This window comes from Herbiconiux liukaitaii (genome assembly GCF_041927495.1).
Taxonomy (GTDB): Bacteria; Actinomycetota; Actinomycetes; order Actinomycetales; family Microbacteriaceae; genus Herbiconiux; species Herbiconiux liukaitaii.
Window position 1 is genome coordinate 224,245 of sequence record NZ_JBHFHG010000003.1, and the last position, 18,484, is coordinate 242,728.

Here is an 18,484-nt window from a genome sequence, read left to right on the forward strand (position 1 = left end):
GGCTCTGTGATGTATATCACGGGGCAGGGTGTCACCGGGGGGAGGTAGGGTCTGGCTACATCGGTGAGGGGCGGAGGGGCTCGTGGGGGCTGTGGGTGCGGGTGAGGGCGGCGGCGGGGCTGCTGCGGGGATCGTGGTGGAGGGGGTTCGGCGGTCGTTCGGGAGTGTGGCGGCTGTGCGGGACGTGAGTTTCGTGGCTCGGCCCGGGGTTGTGACCGCGCTCGTCGGGCCGAACGGGTCGGGGAAGACGACCCTGCTGCTCATGCTCGCGACGCTGCTGCGGCCCGATGCGGGGAGCATCCGCATCGAGGGGATCGACCCCGTGGCGCAACCCGCCGCGGTGCGGCCGCTGCTCGGGTGGATGCCGGACGCGCTCGGCTCCTGGGCCAACCTCACGGTGCGCAGCGCGCTCGAGATCACCCACCGCCTCTACGGCCACTCCCGCCCCGCCTCGGCAGCCCGGGCGGCCGAGCTCATCGCGCTCGTGGGTCTCGGCGAGCTCGCCGACCGGCCCACCCGGGTGCTCTCGCGCGGCCAGAAGCAGAAGCTCTCGCTCGCCCGTGCTCTCGCCAACGACCCGCGCGTGCTCCTGCTCGACGAGCCCGCCTCTGGTCTCGATCCGGTCGCCCGCATCGAGCTGCGCGAACTGCTGCTGCGGCTCGCCGGCGAGGGCCGCACCATCCTCATCTCGAGCCACGTGCTGAGCGAGCTCGACGAGGTGGCGACGGATGCCGTCTACCTCGACCACGGCATCACCGCGTCGCAGGAGGCCGTGGCCGCGGCCAGGGCGTCGTCGCGGCTGTGGCGGGTGAAGTCGCTCGACGGGTTCGCGCTCGGGTCGGCGCTCGAGGGGATCGGGGTGGATCCTGTGCGGATCGCCTCCGACAGCCAGGGGTTCACGGTATCGATGACGGACGAGGCGGATGCGGCTGCCGTGCTTTCAGCCCTCGTGGCGGGCGGCACGCGGGTGAGCTGGTTCGCGCCGGCCTCCGGCGAGCTCGAACGCACCCTGCAGGGCCTCGCGGGCTCGGGCGGAGGCATCCGATGAGCGGGGTGACGGCGGTGAAGACGCCTTCCGACGGCGGATTCGCGGGGGTCGGCGGGTTCTGGCGGGGTGTGGGGCTCATCCTGGGGCTCGAACTGCGGCAGCGGGTGCGCGGGGTGGCGTGGTACGTCATCCTGGGTGTGTTCTTCGCGCTCGTGGCCGTCGTGACGATCGGCGTGTGGGTGGTCACGGGCAGCTGGGGAACCTCCGGAGGCCCGCTGTTCTCCTCCGTCGTGTACTTCGTGCTGCTGCTCGCGAGCCTCATCTCACCCGCCCTCTCAGGCAACGCCATCAACGGCGAGCGCGAGAGCGGCACCCTCGCGACGCTCCAGGTCACCTCGGTGAGCACGGGGCAGATCGTGGTGGGCAAGTGGCTCGCGGCCTGGATCGCGTCGCTCGCCCTGCTCGTGGTGACCGTGCCGTTCCTGGCGATCGCCGTGGCGATCGGGGAGGTGTCGGCGCTCACCGTGGTGTCGTCGCTCGCCATCCTCACCGCCGAGCTCGGTGTGCTGGCGGCGCTCGGGGTGGGGTTCTCCGGGATCATCCGCAAGCCGCTGTTCTCGGTGGTCGTGACGTACCTCACGGTCGCCGCGCTCAGCCTCGGCACACTCATCGCCTTCGGGCTCGCCGGATCGGTGACGCAGGTCACCGTGACGCAGACCACCGTGAGCCCCGCCTACGACGAGGATGGCGACGGGCCCTCCGGCTGCGAGCCGCCGGAGACCACCACCTTCACGATCCCGCGCTTCGACCCGTACTGGGGGCTGCTCGCGGTGAATCCGTACGTGGTCGTGGCGGATGCCTCGTACGGCGACTTCGACGACTCCGGATACCCCGAGAACCTGTTCGGGTACGTGGCGCTGGGGGTGCGGCAGGTGCAGATCGCGCCCGAGACCGAGGTGTTCAACGACTTCTGCCGCGGGGACGCCGCGGGCTACCAGGGCACCGGCCCCACCCCGGAGGAGCTGCTGCGCTCGGGAGTGCCGAGCTGGTTCATCGGCCTGGCGCTGCAGTCGGGGCTCGGAGCCCTGGCGCTCCTGGGTGCGTGGCGTGCCACCCGAACTCCGGCGGGTTCCCTCGCCGCGGGTAGCCGGATCGCTTAGGTGCTTATTTGCTGCGCCGGTCCCTGCCCGGCGCAGGCGACATGTTCGCGTGCGGTCGCTGGCGCGGCCGCGCGCTCACCTTGGGTCGTCGGGTACGGCCTGTTGCGTGGTTGGGGCTTCTGGGGTTTCGGCATCCGTGATGGTCGTTCGGAGGGTGCGGAGGGCGCCTCTTAGAGCGCGTTCTGCGTCTAGGCCGTTGGACTTGGCTGCTGCGACTATCGAAAGGAGCTGGGTACCCAGTTCGGCTTCGTTCTGAGCGGGCTCGAGGGGCTGAGTGGGCATCGCCGGCACCTCCACTCCCACCTTGCGGGCTCGGCCCAGGAGCTTGTCGGCGAGGGCGAGGGACGGCATGCCGAGCGGGATGCCGTCGAGCACGCTCGTGCGGGTGGGCTTCTCGGCGGCCTTGAAGGCGTCCCAGGCGTTCTCCACGTCGCCGGCGGTCTCGAGATCGAGGTCGCCGAACACGTGCGGATGGCGGCCCACCATCTTGGCCGTCATGTGCGCGGCCACATCCTCGATCGTGAACTCCTCGCCGGGCGTGTGAGCGGCCAGGTCGGCATGGAAGATCACCTGGTAGAGCACGTCGCCGAGCTCCTCGATCATCTCCTCGCGCGACCCGGACTCGATCGCCTCGATGAGCTCGTGCGTCTCCTCGGTGAGGTACTGCACGAGGCTCGCATGCGTCTGCTCGGCATCCCACGGACACCCGCCGGGCGCCCGCAGCACAGCCGTCACCGCCACGAGCCGCTCGAGCTCACTCCCCGCCTCCGGAACCTCAGCCATGCCGCCAGTGTATTTCGCGGCGCGTCACCCGCCGCACGGGATGGACTCCTCCACCGCCGATGACAGCGAGGCCCGCCCGCCGAGCAGCGTCATCCGCTTGACTCCCTGAGTGCGGAGCGCATCACTCACCACGCCGGGGAGGCAGTCGGGGCGGGACACGTAGAGCGGAGCACCGAGGCGACCGGCCCACGCAGCTCCGGCCAGCGCATCCGGGAAGTTGTAGCCCGTCACGACGAAGGCCCGTTCGCTCGACCCGTACGCATCGAGGTTGATCGCGGCCGCAGCGCTGATGCGATCGGCTCCCCAGAGTCGCGTGGTCGGAGCGATCTGCGCCAGCGCCTGCTCGATCCCGGTCGACACGGAGGCGGGCCCGCCGGCGATCTTGATCTGCGTGGCACCCAACTTCTGGAGCTGCTGGACGGTTGCCGCGTCGAGGGTGGGGGCTGATCCTTGGACGAGGAGGACAGGGGCACCCGCGTGCCCAGCGGCACCCCCGGCTGCCAGCGCGTCGGGGAAGTTGGCTCCCGTGGCGATGTAGACCAGGCCGGATCCGCCGTTCTCGCTCGAGAACGTGTCGACGGCGAGGGCACGGGAGACCGCATAGCGGTCAGCTCCCCCGATCCGATGCACGCTCGCGCCCAGGGCAGAGATCTGGGCCGCGACGCTCTCCGAGACCGAGTCGACTCCGCCGACGATGTAGACGTCATCCGGACTGAGCCGCGCGATCTCCTCCGCGACCCCGCGAGGAAGCGTGTCGCGCTGCGTCAGGAGGAGCGGACCATCCCGGTGGACAGCCGCCGGTGCTGCGGACAGCGCGTCCGGATAGTTCGCGCCCGTCACGACGAACGCTGTGTCGGCCCCGTCGGGGAATGCGCGGTACGAGATGGAGGCCGACACGGAGTATCGATCCGGACCCTCTACACGATCGACGGTCGGCGAGGTCGACGGGACGAGCGTGAGGTACGCCTGCACCGAGTGGGTTCCGCCGGGTCTCCCCGTGCCCGATGAGGGCAGATTGACCTGGAGGGTGAGGGGCCGGGACGTCATGCCGTCCGGGAAGTACGGGCTCAACGGGGCCGAGGGGATGCGGACCGTCACCGTCGAACCATCGGGCGACGCGGTACCCGGCGAAGTGCCGAAGAAGGCGGACCCGCCGGGCGCGAAGAGGCTCGCGGAGATCGGCCCGGGAGCGGTCCAGTCGCCATCCGGCCCTCGTGTCCAGGTGCCTGGGGGCGAGGAGATCGTGACGGTCCGGCCGGGAGCCACGGGGACGTTCTCCGGGGTCGAGCCGAACATGGTCGAGCGCCCGTAGACGCTCGCGGTGGATTTGGTGAGGGGGATGGCGGCCGAGGTGCCGGTCAGGTCGTCACGGATGCGGAGGATCGCGTTCAAGGTCACGGGCACGGAGACGGAGGCTCCGGTCGAGTACCCGTTGGTCACGCTCAGTTCGACTTCGCTGAAACCCCGCAACGATTGCGGCACGGATGCGGTGAAGCTGCCTCCGGTGACATCCACGGACCCGGTCGTCAGGATCTGAGCGGAATCGCGGGTGCGGAGGGAGTAGTCCCACGAGCTGCTGTAGAAGCTGCTGAGTTCCGTGGGGAGGGTCACCTGGAGGGTCGACGTGTCGTCGGCCACGACGAAGCCGCCGACATTCGGCTCCATGAACGATCCCCACGACCCCCCGATCGAATCCAGCATGGGTGTGGATCCCTGGGTCACGCTCGCCGAGGGATCGGCGGCAGCCGACGCTTCGGGGAGTGCGGAACCGGCTGATGCCGCCACCGCACCCATGCTCTGGGCTCCGACCACGGCCAGCAGGCCGGCCACCATCGCGGTGGCCGCCCGGAGGCCCCTCCGCGCGCTCGATCGACGGGCTGGGTTCGACATGCGGTCTCCGATGGGTCAAGGAGCGCCTCGGTACCCTGATCGACACCCGTTGCTCAGGAGATTTATACCACGGGCGATCAACGGCTCACTGCCGGACTCGAGATCGACGCCGGTCGGCTCAGACCGCGGGGGCGGGGGTCGCGGTCGGGAGGGGGACTATGGCGTCGAGGAAGGAGGCTACCCAGGCGATGAGGGCGGCGTCGGCGAGGGGGGTGCCGTCGACGACCGGCAGGGGCACCGAGATGGCCGAGGTCTGGGCGAAGTGCTTGGCCCCCGGGTAGAGGCGCTTGAGGCGCACCTGGATCGAGTCGGGCAGGTCGGCCGGCGCCACACGCAGGTTCGACCCCATGGTGACGACCTCGCTGAGCGACGACTTCTGGGCGCGACGCCGCAGCCGGGAGACGGCCACAAGGGTGGAGACCTCGGCCGGTGGCTGCCCGTACCGGTCGGTGAGCTCCTCGATGACCCGGTCGATCGCGTCGTCCGAGGCCGCCGGTGCCGCTGCGGCCGAGAGCTTCTGGTAGGCCTCGAGGCGCAGTCGCTCGCTGTCGACGTAGTCCTCCGGGATGTGCGCATCCACCGGCAGCTCGAGCCGCAGTTCGGTCTGGCCCTCCGCCACGTCTCCGCGGAACGTCGACACCGCCTCGCCGATCATCCGCAGATACAGGTCGAAGCCCACACCCGCGATGTGACCGGCCTGCTCGCCGCCGAGCAGGTTGCCGGCACCACGGATCTCGAGGTCCTTCAGGGCCACCTGGATGCCCGAGCCGAGCTCGTTGTTGGCCGCGAGCGTCGACAAGCGATCGTTGGCGGTCTCCGAGAGCGGCTTGTGCTCGTCGAACAGCAGGTACGCGTACGCCCGCTCGCGCCCACGCCCCACGCGCCCGCGCAACTGGTGCAGCTGCGAGAGCCCGTACTTGTCGGCCCGATCCACGATGAGCGTGTTCGCGTTGGCGATATCGATACCGGTCTCGATGATGGTCGTCGAGACGAGCACGTCGAACTTGCGCTCCCAGAAGTCCACGATCACCTGTTCGAGCGCCGTCTCGCTCATCTGCCCGTGCGCCACAGCGATGCGCGCCTCGGGAACGAGCTCGGCAAGCTGCGCGGCCACGCGGTTGATCGACGAGACGCGGTTGTGCACGAAGAACACCTGGCCCTCGCGCAGCAGCTCGCGCCGAATGGCGGCCCCCACCTGCTTGTCGGAGTACGGCCCCACGAAGGTGAGGATGGGGTGCCTGTCCTCCGGCGGCGTCGCGAGCGTCGACATCTCGCGGATGCCGGTGACCGCCATCTCGAGCGTGCGCGGGATGGGGGTGGCGCTCATGGCGAGGATGTCGACGTTGGTCTTGAGCTTCTTCAGCTGATCTTTGTGCTCCACACCGAAGCGCTGCTCCTCGTCGATGATGAGCAGCCCGAGATCCTTGAACGCGATGTTGTCGCTCAGGATGCGGTGCGTGGCGATCACGACATCCACGGTGCCGTCGAGCAGCCCCGCGATCGTCTCCTTGATCTCCTTGTCGGTCTGGAACCGGCTGAGCGCCTTGAGGTGCACGGGGAACCCGGCGAAGCGCTCCTGGAACGTCTCAATGTGCTGACGCACGAGCAGCGTGGTCGGCACGAGCATGGCCACCTGCTTGCCGTCCTGAACCGCCTTGAACGCGGCACGGATGGCGATCTCGGTCTTGCCGAAGCCCACATCCCCGCTCAGCAGGCGGTCCATGGGGATGGGCCGCTCCATGTCGGCCTTCACCTCGTCGATGACGGTGAGCTGGTCGGGCGTCTCCTGGAACGGGAACGCCTCCTCGAGCTCGTGCTGCCACGGGGTGTCGGGGCCGAAGGCGTGGCCCTTCGACGCCATGCGGGCGGAGTAGAGCTTGACGAGCTCCACGGCGATGTCGCGCACGGCCTTGCGGGCCTTGCTCTTGGCACCGGCCCAATCGCTGCCGCCCATCTTGCTGAGCGCGGGGGCCTCGCCGCCGACGTAGCGGGAGAGCAGGTCGAGCTGATCGGTGGGCACGTAGAGCTTGTCGCCCGGGTAGCCGCGCTTGCTCGGCGCGTACTCGATCACGAGGTACTCGCGTGTGGTCTTGATGGCGTTGCGACCGCCGCTCGACACCTCGCGCTGGGTGAGCTCGAGGAACTTGCCGATGCCGTGGGTCTGGTGCACCACGAAGTCGCCGGTCTTGAGCTGCAGCGGGTCGACCACATTCTTGCGGCGGCTCGCGAGCTTCTTGACCTGGCGGGTGTCGTAGCCCACGGTGCGGCCGAAGAACTCGGTCTCGCCGATGAGGGCGAGCTTGAGCTCGGGCAGTTCGAAGCCGTGCTCCACGGCGGCGCGCATGACGTACGCGATGCGGGGCTCGGCATCCTCCGGGAAGTCGTCGACCTGGCGGGCGGGGATCTCGAGCTCGCCGAGCACGTCGGCGGCGCGCTCCACGAGTCCCTGGCCCTTCGCGGCGACCACCAGGGTCCAGTCGTCGGCGAGGCGCTCGGCCACGTGGGCGAGCGCGCCGTCGGCGTTGCCGGAGAAGCTCGGCACCGCGTCGGCCTTGAGGCGCAGCGTGAGGTGCTCCTCGAGCTCGCGGTGCTCGGGCAGCACCTCGTCGTCGTCGGGGCCCTGCTGGAACTCGCTGAGGGTCCACCAGGCTCGGTCGACTCCGGATGCCGCCCGCAGGTCGTTGAGGGTGATGAACTCGCCCGCGGCGAGGTCGATGGGGGCGGCAGCGCCGGCCGTGGCCGCGACCCAGGCGGCCGAGAGGAACTCGCGGTTGGTCTCGGCGAGGTTGATGGCTCGCGTGGCGACGCGCTCGGGAGAGACGACGGCCACGGCGGATGCGCGGGGCAGGTAGTGCGCCACGGTCACGAGCCGGTCGACGAGCGCGGGGGCGAGCGATTCCATGCCCTCCACGGGGATGCCGGCGGCGATCTTCTCGAGCATCTGCGTGAGACCGGGGAACTCGTGCAGCATCTCGCGCGCGCGCTGGCGCACGGCGTCGCCGAGGAGGAGCTCGCGGCTCGGCGGGAGGGTGACCACGCCGATCTCGCCGGATCCGCCCTCGTCGTCGGGCAGGGAGCGCTGGTCGGCCACCGAGAAGGCGCGGATCTCCTCTACCTCGTCGCCGAAGAAGTCAATGCGGTAGGGGTGCTCGGCGATGGGCGGGAAGACGTCGAGGATGCCGCCGCGGAGGGCGTACTCGCCGCGGCGGGTCACCATGTCGACGCGGGAGTAGGCGAGCTCGACGAGCTGCAGCGAGAGCTTCGAGAGGTCGAAGCCGCGGGCGCCGCGGGAGAGGCGGATGGGCTCGAGGTCGGCGAGGTTGTCGGCGAGCGGCTGCAGGGCGGCGCGCACGGAGGCGACGACGATCATGGGCTCGGGGGTCTCGCCGGCGTCGGTGGCGCGCTGCCACTCCACGAGGCGGCGGAGGGCGTCGATGCGCTTGCCCACGATCTCGGCGCTCGGGCTGAGGCGCTCGTGCGGCAGGGTCTCCCAGGCGGGGAACTCCACGATCTCGGCGCCCGGAAGGAAGCTGGCGAGCGACTCGCGCAGCTTCTCGGACTCGCGGCCCGTAGCGGTGACCACGAGCATCGACGCGGGCAGGCCGCGCTCGACCCGCCGCGCCATCATGGCCGCGAGGAACGGCGCCCGCAGCCCCTCGGGCAGCGAGAAATCGCCATCGCGCCCGGCGTTGCCCAGGGCTCTCTCGACGGTGGAGGCGCGCGAAAGCGCAGTAACAAGGCCCTGAAGCATCACTGAGCTAGTTTACGCCGCGGGCTGTGCTGGTTGCCCCGCGGCCCGTGGCCTTCGGCCGCGTGCTGCGGGGTGCGCGCCGGTCCCTGCCCGGCGCGCGGCGACATGTTCGCGTGCGGTCGCTTCGCGGCCGCGCGCTCACCCTGGGTCATCGAGTACGGCCCGTCGCGTTCGCGTCCGGCCCCACCCAGTGGTGAAGGAGGACAGCAGAAACTCCCACCCCGCAGAAGATCTGCTGCCGAGGAGACCACGCAACGGGCCGTACTCGACGACCCGAGGCGATACGGGTGCCGCGGGACGCCGCGAAGCGACGGCACGCGACACCCGCATCGCATGTCGCCCGCGCCGCAGAGGCGGCGGCGCGGCAACAAACACAGCTAGGAGTTCGTGTGAACCTTGAGCTGAGCCGCGGTCAAACCGTCGGTCGCAATGAGTTCCACCGCATCCGCTGCATCCACGATCAGGTTCGGCAGCGTCTCGCGCTCGGCCGACGTGAAGTTCTGCAGCACGTAGTCGGCGGCCTGCATGCGGCCTGGGGGGCGGCCGATGCCGGCGCGCACGCGCACGAAGTCGGCGCTGCCGGTGGCGGCGATGATGTCGCGCAGACCGTTGTGGCCGCCGTGCCCGCCGCCCTGCTTGAGCTTGAGGGTGTCGAACGGGATGTCGAGCTCGTCGTGCACCACGATGAGCTGCTCGGGCGGAAGCCCGTAGAACTTCAGCAGCCCGTTCACGGGCCCGCCGGACACGTTCATGTACGTGTTGGGGTTCGCCACGATGAAACGCGGACCGCCGGGCGCGGTGCGACCCTCGGCGATCCGCGCGTTGGCCTTGTGCGCCTTGAAACCGGCGCGCATCCGGTCGGCCAGCTCGGCCGTGACCATCTGGCCGATGTTGTGACGGTTGCCCGCGTAGGTGGGCCCGGGATTGCCGAGGCCCACCACGAGCCAGAGATCCGACGCGCTCATGTCGTTGCTGTCTCTCTCCGTCAGGTCATCCGCTCGGCCCCCCGGTGCGCTGGAGCGCCCGAGGAGCCGGCGGAGGATGCCCAAGGGGCTGTACTACTCGGCGTTCTCGTCGGAGGACTCGTCGGACGACGCACCCTCGGCGCTCTCGGTGGCCTCGCCCTCCTCGGGCTCCTCCTCCGGGACGGTGATGCCCACGATGAGCATCTCCGGGTCGCTGATGAGCGAGGCGCCGTCGGGCAGCGTGAGCTCGGAGGCGTGCACGAGCGTGCCCTCTTCGAAGCCCTCGATGGAGTGCGTGACGCGCTCGGGGATGTTCGTGGCCTCGACCTCGAGCAGCACCGTGTTGGAGTCCTGCGTGGCGATGGTGCCGGGGTACGACTCGCCCTCGAGGTGCACGGGGACCTCGACCTGGACCTTCTCACCCTTGCGGATGACGATGAGGTCGATGTGCTCGATGATCTGGAGCACGGGGTCCTTCTGCACGTCCTTCACGAGCGCGAGCGCCTCGGTGCCCTCGATGTCGAGCTCGAGCACCTGGTTGGCCTTGCGCAGGATGAGTGCGGTCTGGTGGCCGGGCAGCGTGATGTGCACGGGCTCGGTGCCGTGGCCGTAGATGACGGCGGGGATCTTGTTGGCGGCACGGATGCGGCGGGCGAAGCCCTTGCCGAACTGGGTGCGGGTCTCGGCGGAGACCTTGTTGCTGTCGTTGGCCATGGTGAAGCTCTCAATCTGTCGGATGCTCGGTGTGCGTGATGCACTGCGAGCCGCTGGGCCCGCCTCGTGATGTGTTTTCAACTCGACCGCGTGAAGCGAGAGGAAAGACGTGTTAAGGCCCAGTCCACCGCGTCGATAACGGATGCTCGCTGGCGCGTGCGCATCCCTCGCCGAAGTTCAGTCACCTACTGTACCCCATCCGCTCATCTGCGCCGGGTGGGCTCTACTACGCTGGGGAGGTCCACGTCTACAAGGAGCATCGCGTATGTCAGAAGCGTCGGGAACCGCCAACATCGGAGTCGTCGGGATGGCGGTGATGGGCTCGAACCTCGCCCGCAACCTCGCCAGTCGTGAGGGCAACACGGTGGCGGTGTACAACCGCTCGCCCGAACGCACGCGCAAGCTCGTGGGCGAGCACCCCGAGGCCGGTTTCGTGGCCTCCGAGTCGGTCGACGACTTCGTGGCCTCGCTCGCCAAGCCGCGCACCGCGATCATCATGGTGCAGGCAGGCGCCGGCACCGATGCCGTCATCTCCGAGCTGGCCGCTCGCTTCGAGCCGGGCGACATCATCGTCGACGGCGGCAACGCCAACTTCCACGACACCATCCGCCGGGAGAAGGACATCGCATCCACGGGCATCCACTTCGTGGGCGCCGGCATCTCGGGCGGCGAAGAGGGCGCGCTCAACGGCCCGTCCATCATGCCCGGCGGCACCGCGGAGGCGTACGAGACCCTCGGCCCGATCCTCTCCTCCATCGCCGCGGTCGCCGAGGGCGAACCGTGCGTCACCCACATCGGCACGGATGGCGCGGGCCACTTCGTGAAGATGGTGCACAACGGCATCGAGTACGCCGACATGCAGCTCATCGCCGAGGCCTACGACCTGCTGCGCACCGTGACCGGCCGCTCCCCCGCCGAGATCGCCTCGGTGTTCGAGACCTGGAACTCGGGCGACCTCGAGTCGTACCTGATCGAGATCACCGCCGAGGTGCTGCGCCAGGTCGACGCCTCCACCGGCAAGCCGTTCATCGACGTCGTGCTCGACCAGGCAGGTGCCAAGGGCACCGGATCCTGGACCGTGCAGAACGCGCTCGACCTGGGTGTGCCCGTCGGCGGCATCGCCGAGGCCGTGTTCGCGCGCTCGCTGTCGTCGAAGCCCGAGCAGCGCGCCGCGGTGCAGGCGACGATCACCTCGCGGCCGTCGGTCGTGGAGGTGGACGTCGACTCGTTCGCCGACGACATCCGCGCCGCCCTGTACGCCTCGAAGGTCGTCGCCTACGCGCAGGGCTTCGACGAGATCATCGCCGGGGCCGCCCAGTACGGCTGGAACGTGGACAAGGGGGCCGTGGCCAAGATCTGGCGCGCGGGCTGCATCATCCGCGCCCAGTTCCTCAACCGGATCGTGGAGGCGTACGAGAAGAACCCGTCGCTCTCGACCCTGCTCGAGGACCCGTACTTCGCCTCGGCCGTGGCCTCCGGCGAGGAGGCCTGGCGGCGTGTGGTCTCGACTGCTGCGCTCTCGGGCGTGCCCGTTCCCGGCTTCGGCGCGGCGCTGTCGTACTACGACTCGCTCGCCTCGGTGCGACTGCCGGCCGCCCTCGTGCAGGGCCAGCGCGACTTCTTCGGAGCGCACACCTACAAGCGTGTCGACCGCGAGGGCACGTTCCACACGCTGTGGTCGGGCGACCGCACGGAGATCGAGAGCGCACCCAGCACCCACTAGTTGGGCGCGCCGCCGCTTCTGCGGCGCGCCGCGACATGCGGTGCCGCTGTCGGGTCACGTCGCTTCGCGGCGCGCCCCGGCAGCGGTACCGCCGCGGGTCATCGAGTACGGCCTGTTGCGTTGGTGACACTGCCGGAGTCAGGGGCTGGTGAGGGGTTTCCAGAAGTAGGAGAAGTCGTCTGTGGGGGATGACAGGAGGCGTTGGGTGTAGACGACTCCTATGAGGTCGCGGGTGGGGTCGACGTAGGCGCTCGTGCCTGTGCCGCCTGACCAGCCCCAGCGGCCTCGGGAGCGCCAAGGCTCGGACGTGCGAGCTTCGGCTGCGGCCACCGGTGTCAACTGGCCGATGAGATCGACTCCGGTGTGGCGGCCCCAGCCGTAGCCGTCGTCTCCCATGGCGGTGAGGCCCTCGCGCTGGGTGGGGGTGAGGTGGTCGGTGGTGAGGTCGTCGCGTTGGGCGGCCGTGAGCAGTTCGGCGTCGGCGATCGACGCGAGGAAGCGGAGCGTGTCGGGGACGGTGGAGATCAGGCCACCGGCGAAGGAGGCGAAGGGCTGCGGGCGCTCGAAGGCTTCCACCAGGGGTCGGAATTCGGAGAGCGCTCCCCCGTCGTCGGTGACGTACGGGGTGGGGAGAGCTGTCGGGTCGGTGTGGAACGCGGTGCCGGCCAGGTCTAGCGGGGCCGCGATGCGGTTGCTGAGGAGCTCGTCGACGGTCTGGCCTGTTGCACGGGCGAGCAGGATCGACAGTACGTTCGCGGCGGTGTCGTAGCTGAAGCGGGAGCCCGGTTGCGTGGCGAGCGGGAGGACGGCGAGTCGGGCGGCGAACTCGTCGGGCGTGAGCTGGGGCGGGACCGGACCGGAGGCGACGCCCGCCTCCGCCATCGCCGCAACGAGCGGGGTGTCGTCGAACGGGGTGGCGAAGCCCGCCGTCAGGCTCACGAGGTCGCCGACGGTGATGGGGCCTTCGCTGGCGACCGTGTCGTCGAGTGCCCCATCCGGAGCTCTCAGCACCCGCGGATCGGCGAGCTCGGGCAGCCATCGCGCGATCGGATCGCCGAGCGCGAACACCCCCTCCTCGAGCAGCAGCTCGACGAGCGCTCCGGAGAACATCTTGCCCACCGACGCGATGCGGAACGGTGTCTCGGCGCGCATGGGTGCCGCTCCCTGCTCGAACGACACCCGCCCGACGGCCATGACCTCCGTGCGCCCCCGCAGCCGGAACCCCGCCACCACCCCGGGCACATACCCCTCCGCCACGACACGCTCGAGCGACCGCCGAACCTCGTCCACCTCGTGCATGGCCCCACCCTCTCGCTGCTGGTTGCCCGCTACCCGCTCGTCGTCACGCGTTGGCCCACGACCGCGGAGACGCCGTCCTGGCGCATGGAGACGCCGTAGAGGGCATCCGCTATCTCCATGGTGCGCTTCTGGTGGGTGATGACGATGAGCTGGCTCGTGGTCCGCAGGTCCTCGAAGATGGTGAGGAGGCGGCCGAGGTTGGCGTCGTCGAGGGCGGCCTCGACCTCGTCCATGATGTAGAACGGGCTGGGGCGGGCCTTGAAGATCGCGATCAGCAGGGCGACCGCCGCGAGCGAGCGCTCACCGCCCGAGAGCAGCGACAGGCGCTCGATCTTCTTGCCCGCGGGCTTGACGCTCACCTCGATGCCGGTCGTGAGCAGGTTCGTGGGGTCCGTCAGCTGGATCGACCCCGTGCCGCCCGGGAACAGCACCGGGAAGACCTGCGCGAAGGCCTCCTGCGTGTCGAGGAAGGCGCTTTCGAAGATGGTCTGCATGCGCTCGTCGATCTCGTCGATGATCGTGAGCAGATCCTTGCGCGTGTTCGTGAGGTCGGTGAGCTGCTCGCTGAGGAAGCGGTGGCGCTGCTCGAGCGCGTCGAACTCCTCGAGGGCGAGGGGGTTCACGCGGCCGAGCTCGGCCAGCTTGCGCTCGGCGCGGGCGAGACGCTGCTTCTGCTCGGCGCGCACGAAGGGGCGGCCGGTGGGGGCGGGCGGAGCCGCCGGATCGCGGGATGCGCCGGCTGGATCGGGATCGGTCGTGTCGCGGTCGGCTGTGGCGGGCTCTGCATCCCCACCGCGCGGGTCGGGGTCGGCGGATGCCGCGGCGAGGTCGGCGGTCGCGGCCTCCACGGCCTCGGCGCTCGTGTCGATGAGGGGCACGGCGTCGTCATCCGGGATGAGCTGCTCGGGGCCGTACTCCGCCACGAGCACGTCCTCCACGAGGCCGAGCTCCGAGGCGGCGCGCTCGAGCAGGCTCGAGAGGTGCAGCTTCTTCTCGTAGATCTGCAGCTCGAGCCCGTGCACGTTCTCGGTGATCGCCTGCAGCCGCTCGCGCAGCGCGGCCTCGTCGCGGCGGAGCGCCACGAGCTCCTCGTTCTGCTCGGCGCGCTCGGCCTCGCGCTGGGCGAGTCTCTGCTTCGCCTCGGCCACCGAGCGGTCGACCGAGTCGAGCACGGGAGGCAGCGACTCGGTCACGTCGGTCGCCGCCGCGATCTGACGGCGACGGATGACGGCCCGTCGCGCCGCCGCATCGGCCGCGGCCCGGTCGGCCTCTAGCTGCTTCTCGAGCGCCACCGTGCGGGCCTGCTCGGCGCGCACCCGCTCGCGGGCCGTCTCGACGCCGAGTCGCGTCTCGACCTCGCGATCCCGAGCCGCCTCGAGCTCGACGAGCAGCCCCTCACGCGAACTCACATCGAGGATCGGCCGGGGCCGCTCGCGCACGGCTTCGAGCTCGGCCCTCGCCTTCTCGGCGGCCTGCTCGGCGAGCTGCACCGCATCCTGAGCCAGCTGGGCGGCCTTCTGCAGGCGGTCGAGCTCGCCGGATCCGGCCTCCACCTGGGCCTTGAGGCGACTGAGCCGCTCGGTGCGGGCGGCGAGCACGGCGTCGAACTCGCGGAGGGCCGTGAGGGCGGCCTGCGACTGCTCCTTGGCGACCTGCACGATGCCACGCTGCTCGGCGAGGGCGAAACGGGCGCTCGCGATGGCGGTGTTGCGTTCTTCGAGGGCGACGGCGGCGGTGTCGCGCTCGGCCACGAGCTCGATGCGCGAACGCGTGGCCCCCGAGCCGCCGCGCAGCACGAACCGCGTGAGCACCTCACCCGCCCGCGTCACGATCGTGAGCGAGCTGGACGCGACCTGCCCGCGCGGGCCCGCGGAGTCGGAGGTGGACGGGCCACCTGTCGCGGGCGATGCGTCAGAGGCGAGGCCGGATGCTTCGGTTGCCGAGGGGCGGGAATCGATCGACGCCCAGGCGGCACGGGCAGCCTCCAGGTCGTCGGCGATCGCGATCGAGGCGAGGAGGCCGAGCACGCCGCGGGGGCCGGAGACGACCGTCGTGGCACCGACGACACCGGGAATGCCCTCGAAGGGCGACGCCGCGGCACCACCGGCAGCGCCCGGCGCACCAGCGTGGTCGGAGGGCCCGGCATCGGCGATCACGAGTTCGACTCGGCCCATGTCGTCGGCCGCTGCGGCCGAGGCGGCGGCCACGGCGGAGTCGAGGTCGTCGGCGAGCACCGCATCCGCGAGGGTGCCGAGGGCCGCCGCCACCGCGGCCTCGAAACCCGGTGAGACGCGCACGTGATCGGCCACGAGCCCCCGCACCCCGGGCAGGCGGGCGGCCACAAGGTCGGCCGATCCGTCTTTCTGGTCGAGGGCCATGGTGAGGGCGCTCGTGCGGGCGGCCAGCGCATCCCGCTCGCGTTCGTGGGCGTGCAGCTCGTCGCGGAGACGCTCGATCTCGGCCTCGGCCTCGAACACCTGGGCCTGCGCGAACTCGTAGCCCTCGTCGAGATCGGTGGCGTCGAGGTGCTCGACCTCCTCGGCCTCGGCGAGCGCGAGCTCCTGCTCGGCGCTCTCGCGCCGGCCGGCCGCGGCGTCGAGTGCGTTCTGCTGCCGCAGCACCTCGCCGCGCACCGTGGCGAGCCGCGTGTTGGCCGACTCGAGCTGACCCGTGAGCTTCGACAGCTCGAGGTCGTGCTTGGAGACGAGAGACGACTGGTAGGCGATCTGCTCGTCGAGGGCGTCGAGCGATCCGCGGGCCTTCCTGGTGCCCTGCTGCGCGGCCTCCCACGCCGCCTGCGCCCCCGTGACCTCGGCGAGCAGCCGCTGCACCTCATCGCGCGAGTCGGCGACCATGCCGGGCGTCACGCTGGGGCCCGCATCCGGAACCCCCTCCTCGCTGCCGAGCAGCGCGAGCCGCTGGTGCGCGAGGTTGTTGAGGTTGCGCAGGCGCTCCTGCACCGACTCGAGGGCGAAGCTCGTGCGGCGCGCGAGATCGACGGCGTCGCCCACCTGCGCCTGCTCGATGCGGGCGACCCGCAGCTGGTTCTGCTCCAAGCGCTCCTGCAGCACAAGGCGCTCGGTGTGCCGCTCGCTCTCGCTGCGCGCCGCGGCATCGAGGGCGGTGCGGAGCTCGACCACCTCGTCGGCGAGCAGCCGCGCCTTCGCGTCGCGCACGATCGCGGCGATCGACTGCGCCTCCTTGGCGATCTCGGCCTGGCGCCCGAGCGGCTTCAACTGCCGGCGGATCTCGCCCGCGAGGTCGCTCAGCCGCGTGAGGTTGGCCTGCATGGCCTCGAGCTTGCGCGCCGTCTTCTCCTTGCGGCGACGGTGCTTGAGGATGCCGGCCGCCTCCTCGATGAAGCCGCGACGGCCCTCGGGGGTCGCGTGCAGCACCGCATCCAGCTGCCCCTGGCCCACGATCACGTGCATCTCTCGCCCGAGGCCGGAGTCGGAGAGCAGCTCCTGCACGTCGAGCAGGCGGCAGCTGTCGCCGTTGATGGCGTACTCGCTGCCGCCGTTGCGGAACAGCGTGCGGCGGATCGTGACCTCGGAGTACTCGATGGGCAGCGCGCCGTCGGTGTTGTCGATCGTGAGGGTGACCTCGGCGCGACCGAGCGGGCCCTTGGTGGAGGTGCCGGCGAAGATGACGTCCTCCATCTTGCCGCCGCGGAGCGTCTTGGCGCCCTGCTCCCCCATCACCCAGGCGAGCGCATCGACCACGTTCGACTTGCCGGAGCCGTTCGGCCCGACCACACACGTGACCCCCGTCTCGAAGGCGAAGGTGGTGGGGTTGGCGAAGCTCTTGAATCCCTTCAGGGTCAAGCTCTTCAGGTACACGGGGGCCCTTCGTCTGCGCGCCACCACCGCGCGCTCGCGGGGTTCTGACAACGGTACCGGTATGCCCGGGCAAGTACGCTGGAACGATGAGCCTGCCCGCACTCGTGTCGCCCGGTCCGGAACTGACGCGAGAGGAGCTGCAGCGCTACGCCCGCCAGATCGCCCTGCCGCAGATCGGGGTGGAGGGGCAGCGGCGGCTCAAGGAGTCGCGTGTGCTCGTGCTCGGCGCGGGTGGCCTCGGATCGCCTGTGCTGCAGTACCTCGCCGGTGCTGGCGTGGGGGTCATTGGCATCGTGGACCACGACGAGGTGGAGGTGTCGAACCTGCATCGCCAGGTCGTGCATCCGCTGGCCTCGGCCCGCGGCTCGGTGCGGAAGGTCGCGTCGGCGGCCGCGGCGCTGCGGGCGCTCAACCCGCTCGTGGAGATCGTGGAGCACGACGAGGAGATCACGCCCTCGAACGTGCTCGAGCTGGTGTCGGAGTACGACGTGGTGATCGACGGCACCGACACCTTCGAGGTCGGGCACATCGTGGATGCGGCGTGCGCGCTCGTGGGGAAGCCGATCGTGTGGGGGTCTGTGCTGCGGTTCGACGGGCAGGTGACGGTGTTCTGGGCGACGGCACCCGACGGGTTGGGGCGGACGCTGTCGGATCTGTTCCCGCCCTCTGCATCGTCGGTGCCGGATGAGACGTGTGCTCTCGCGGGTGTGGTGGGGCCGGCGTGCGGGGCCGTGGGGTCGCTCATGGCGATCGAGGCGCTGAAGCTGCTCGTGGGGTTCGGCTCGCCGCTCCTCGGGCGGCTGCTGGTGCTGGATGCGCTGGATTCGACGTGGAGCGAGGTGCCGTTCTCGCACGTGGAGCGGCGGCCGGGGCGGTCGTCGGCCGCTCGGGGGGCGTCGAACATCGGGGAGCCGTACAGCTACTCGAAGCAGGGGGCCGGCGGGGCGGGCGGGCCGGCGACGCGGTCGTTCGGGGCGTCGGCGTCGTCCGCGTCCGCGGCTCCTGAGGAGGCTGCGACGGAGCAGTCCGTCTCGGTGACGGAGCTCAAGGAGCTGCTCGAGGCACGTTCGCGCGACGAGGCCGACTTCGTGCTCGTGGATGTGCGGGAGATCTACGAGCACCAGGTGGCGGCCATCGAGGGGGCCGAGCTGGTGCCGCTCGGGCAGATCCTGAGCGATGCGGCGCGGGAGATCCTGCCGCCGCAGGAGCGCGTGATCGTGCACTGCCACCACGACGGGCGGTCGCGGCACGCGGCCGAGCTGCTGCGGGCGAACGGGTGGGAGGACGTGGTGTTCGTGCGCGGGGGCATCGACGCGTGGTCGACCGAGGTCGACCCGTCGGTCACGCGCTACTGACGCGCATCCCCACTCGC

General features: G+C 70.5%; 11 protein-coding genes. 4 read left to right on the forward strand and 7 right to left on the reverse strand.

The genetic code is table 11. The annotated features are described in order from the left end of the window. Nucleotides 1–82 precede the first annotated feature (82 nt). Together ACEXQC_RS05455 and ACEXQC_RS05460 are read left to right on the forward strand one after the other, a co-directional pair. On the forward strand, nucleotides 83–1,048 hold the full coding sequence (locus tag ACEXQC_RS05455; protein WP_374819284.1) for an ABC transporter ATP-binding protein: 966 nt from the start codon (nucleotides 83–85) through the stop codon (nucleotides 1,046–1,048). Then, a complete protein-coding gene (locus ACEXQC_RS05460; RefSeq protein WP_374819286.1) occupies nucleotides 1,045–2,148 on the forward strand; it encodes an ABC transporter permease in 1,104 nt (367 codons plus the stop codon). The genes ACEXQC_RS05455 and ACEXQC_RS05460 overlap by 4 nt, the downstream gene beginning before the upstream one ends. Nucleotides 2,149–2,223: 75 nt before the next feature. Here the strand turns inward: ACEXQC_RS05460 and ACEXQC_RS05465 are convergent, their stop codons facing one another. The 5 genes from ACEXQC_RS05465 to ACEXQC_RS05485 form a co-directional block, all read right to left on the reverse strand. Continuing rightward, complete coding sequence (locus ACEXQC_RS05465; RefSeq protein WP_374819288.1) at nucleotides 2,224–2,931, reverse strand: nucleoside triphosphate pyrophosphohydrolase; 708 nt, start codon at nucleotides 2,929–2,931, stop codon at nucleotides 2,224–2,226. Nucleotides 2,932–2,955: 24 nt separating this feature from the next. Further along, nucleotides 2,956–4,821 carry a cell wall-binding repeat-containing protein gene (locus ACEXQC_RS05470; RefSeq protein ID WP_374819290.1) on the reverse strand — a complete coding sequence of 622 codons (1,866 nt, stop codon included), beginning with the start codon at nucleotides 4,819–4,821 and terminating at the stop codon, nucleotides 2,956–2,958. Between the two features lie 118 nt (nucleotides 4,822–4,939). Next, the gene (gene mfd / locus ACEXQC_RS05475) at nucleotides 4,940–8,575 is read right to left on the reverse strand and encodes a transcription-repair coupling factor (protein ID WP_374819292.1); all 3,636 of its coding nucleotides are present in this window, start codon (nucleotides 8,573–8,575) and stop codon (nucleotides 4,940–4,942) included. A gap of 374 nt (nucleotides 8,576–8,949) precedes the next feature. Further along, nucleotides 8,950–9,537, reverse strand: coding sequence for an aminoacyl-tRNA hydrolase (gene pth / locus ACEXQC_RS05480; RefSeq protein WP_374819294.1), 588 nt, complete (start codon nucleotides 9,535–9,537; stop codon nucleotides 8,950–8,952). A gap of 93 nt (nucleotides 9,538–9,630) precedes the next feature. Next, nucleotides 9,631–10,251 (reverse strand): 50S ribosomal protein L25/general stress protein Ctc, encoded by a 621-nt coding sequence (locus ACEXQC_RS05485; RefSeq protein WP_374819296.1) that lies wholly within the window; start codon nucleotides 10,249–10,251, stop codon nucleotides 9,631–9,633. A 265-nt stretch (nucleotides 10,252–10,516) separates the two neighbouring features. Between ACEXQC_RS05485 and gnd the strand changes: the two genes are divergently transcribed. Beyond that, the gene (gnd, locus tag ACEXQC_RS05490; RefSeq protein ID WP_374819298.1) at nucleotides 10,517–11,974 is read left to right on the forward strand and encodes an NADP-dependent phosphogluconate dehydrogenase; all 1,458 of its coding nucleotides are present in this window, start codon (nucleotides 10,517–10,519) and stop codon (nucleotides 11,972–11,974) included. A 138-nt stretch (nucleotides 11,975–12,112) separates the two neighbouring features. On the opposite strand, the gene ACEXQC_RS05495 is transcribed toward gnd, so the two are convergent. Both ACEXQC_RS05495 and ACEXQC_RS05500 read right to left on the reverse strand, forming a co-directional pair. Further along, nucleotides 12,113–13,273: a serine hydrolase domain-containing protein gene (locus ACEXQC_RS05495; RefSeq protein WP_374819300.1), complete on the reverse strand. Its 1,161-nt coding sequence runs from the start codon at nucleotides 13,271–13,273 to the stop codon at nucleotides 12,113–12,115. A gap of 29 nt (nucleotides 13,274–13,302) precedes the next feature. Then, nucleotides 13,303–17,112 (reverse strand): AAA family ATPase, encoded by a 3,810-nt coding sequence (locus ACEXQC_RS05500; protein WP_374819303.1) that lies wholly within the window; start codon nucleotides 17,110–17,112, stop codon nucleotides 13,303–13,305. Between the two features lie 86 nt (nucleotides 17,113–17,198). Between ACEXQC_RS05500 and ACEXQC_RS05505 the strand changes: the two genes are divergently transcribed. Then, entirely contained in the window at nucleotides 17,199–18,467 is a 1,269-nt protein-coding gene (locus ACEXQC_RS05505) for a ThiF family adenylyltransferase (RefSeq protein WP_374819305.1), read from the forward strand. Nucleotides 18,468–18,484: the final 17 nt, after the last annotated feature.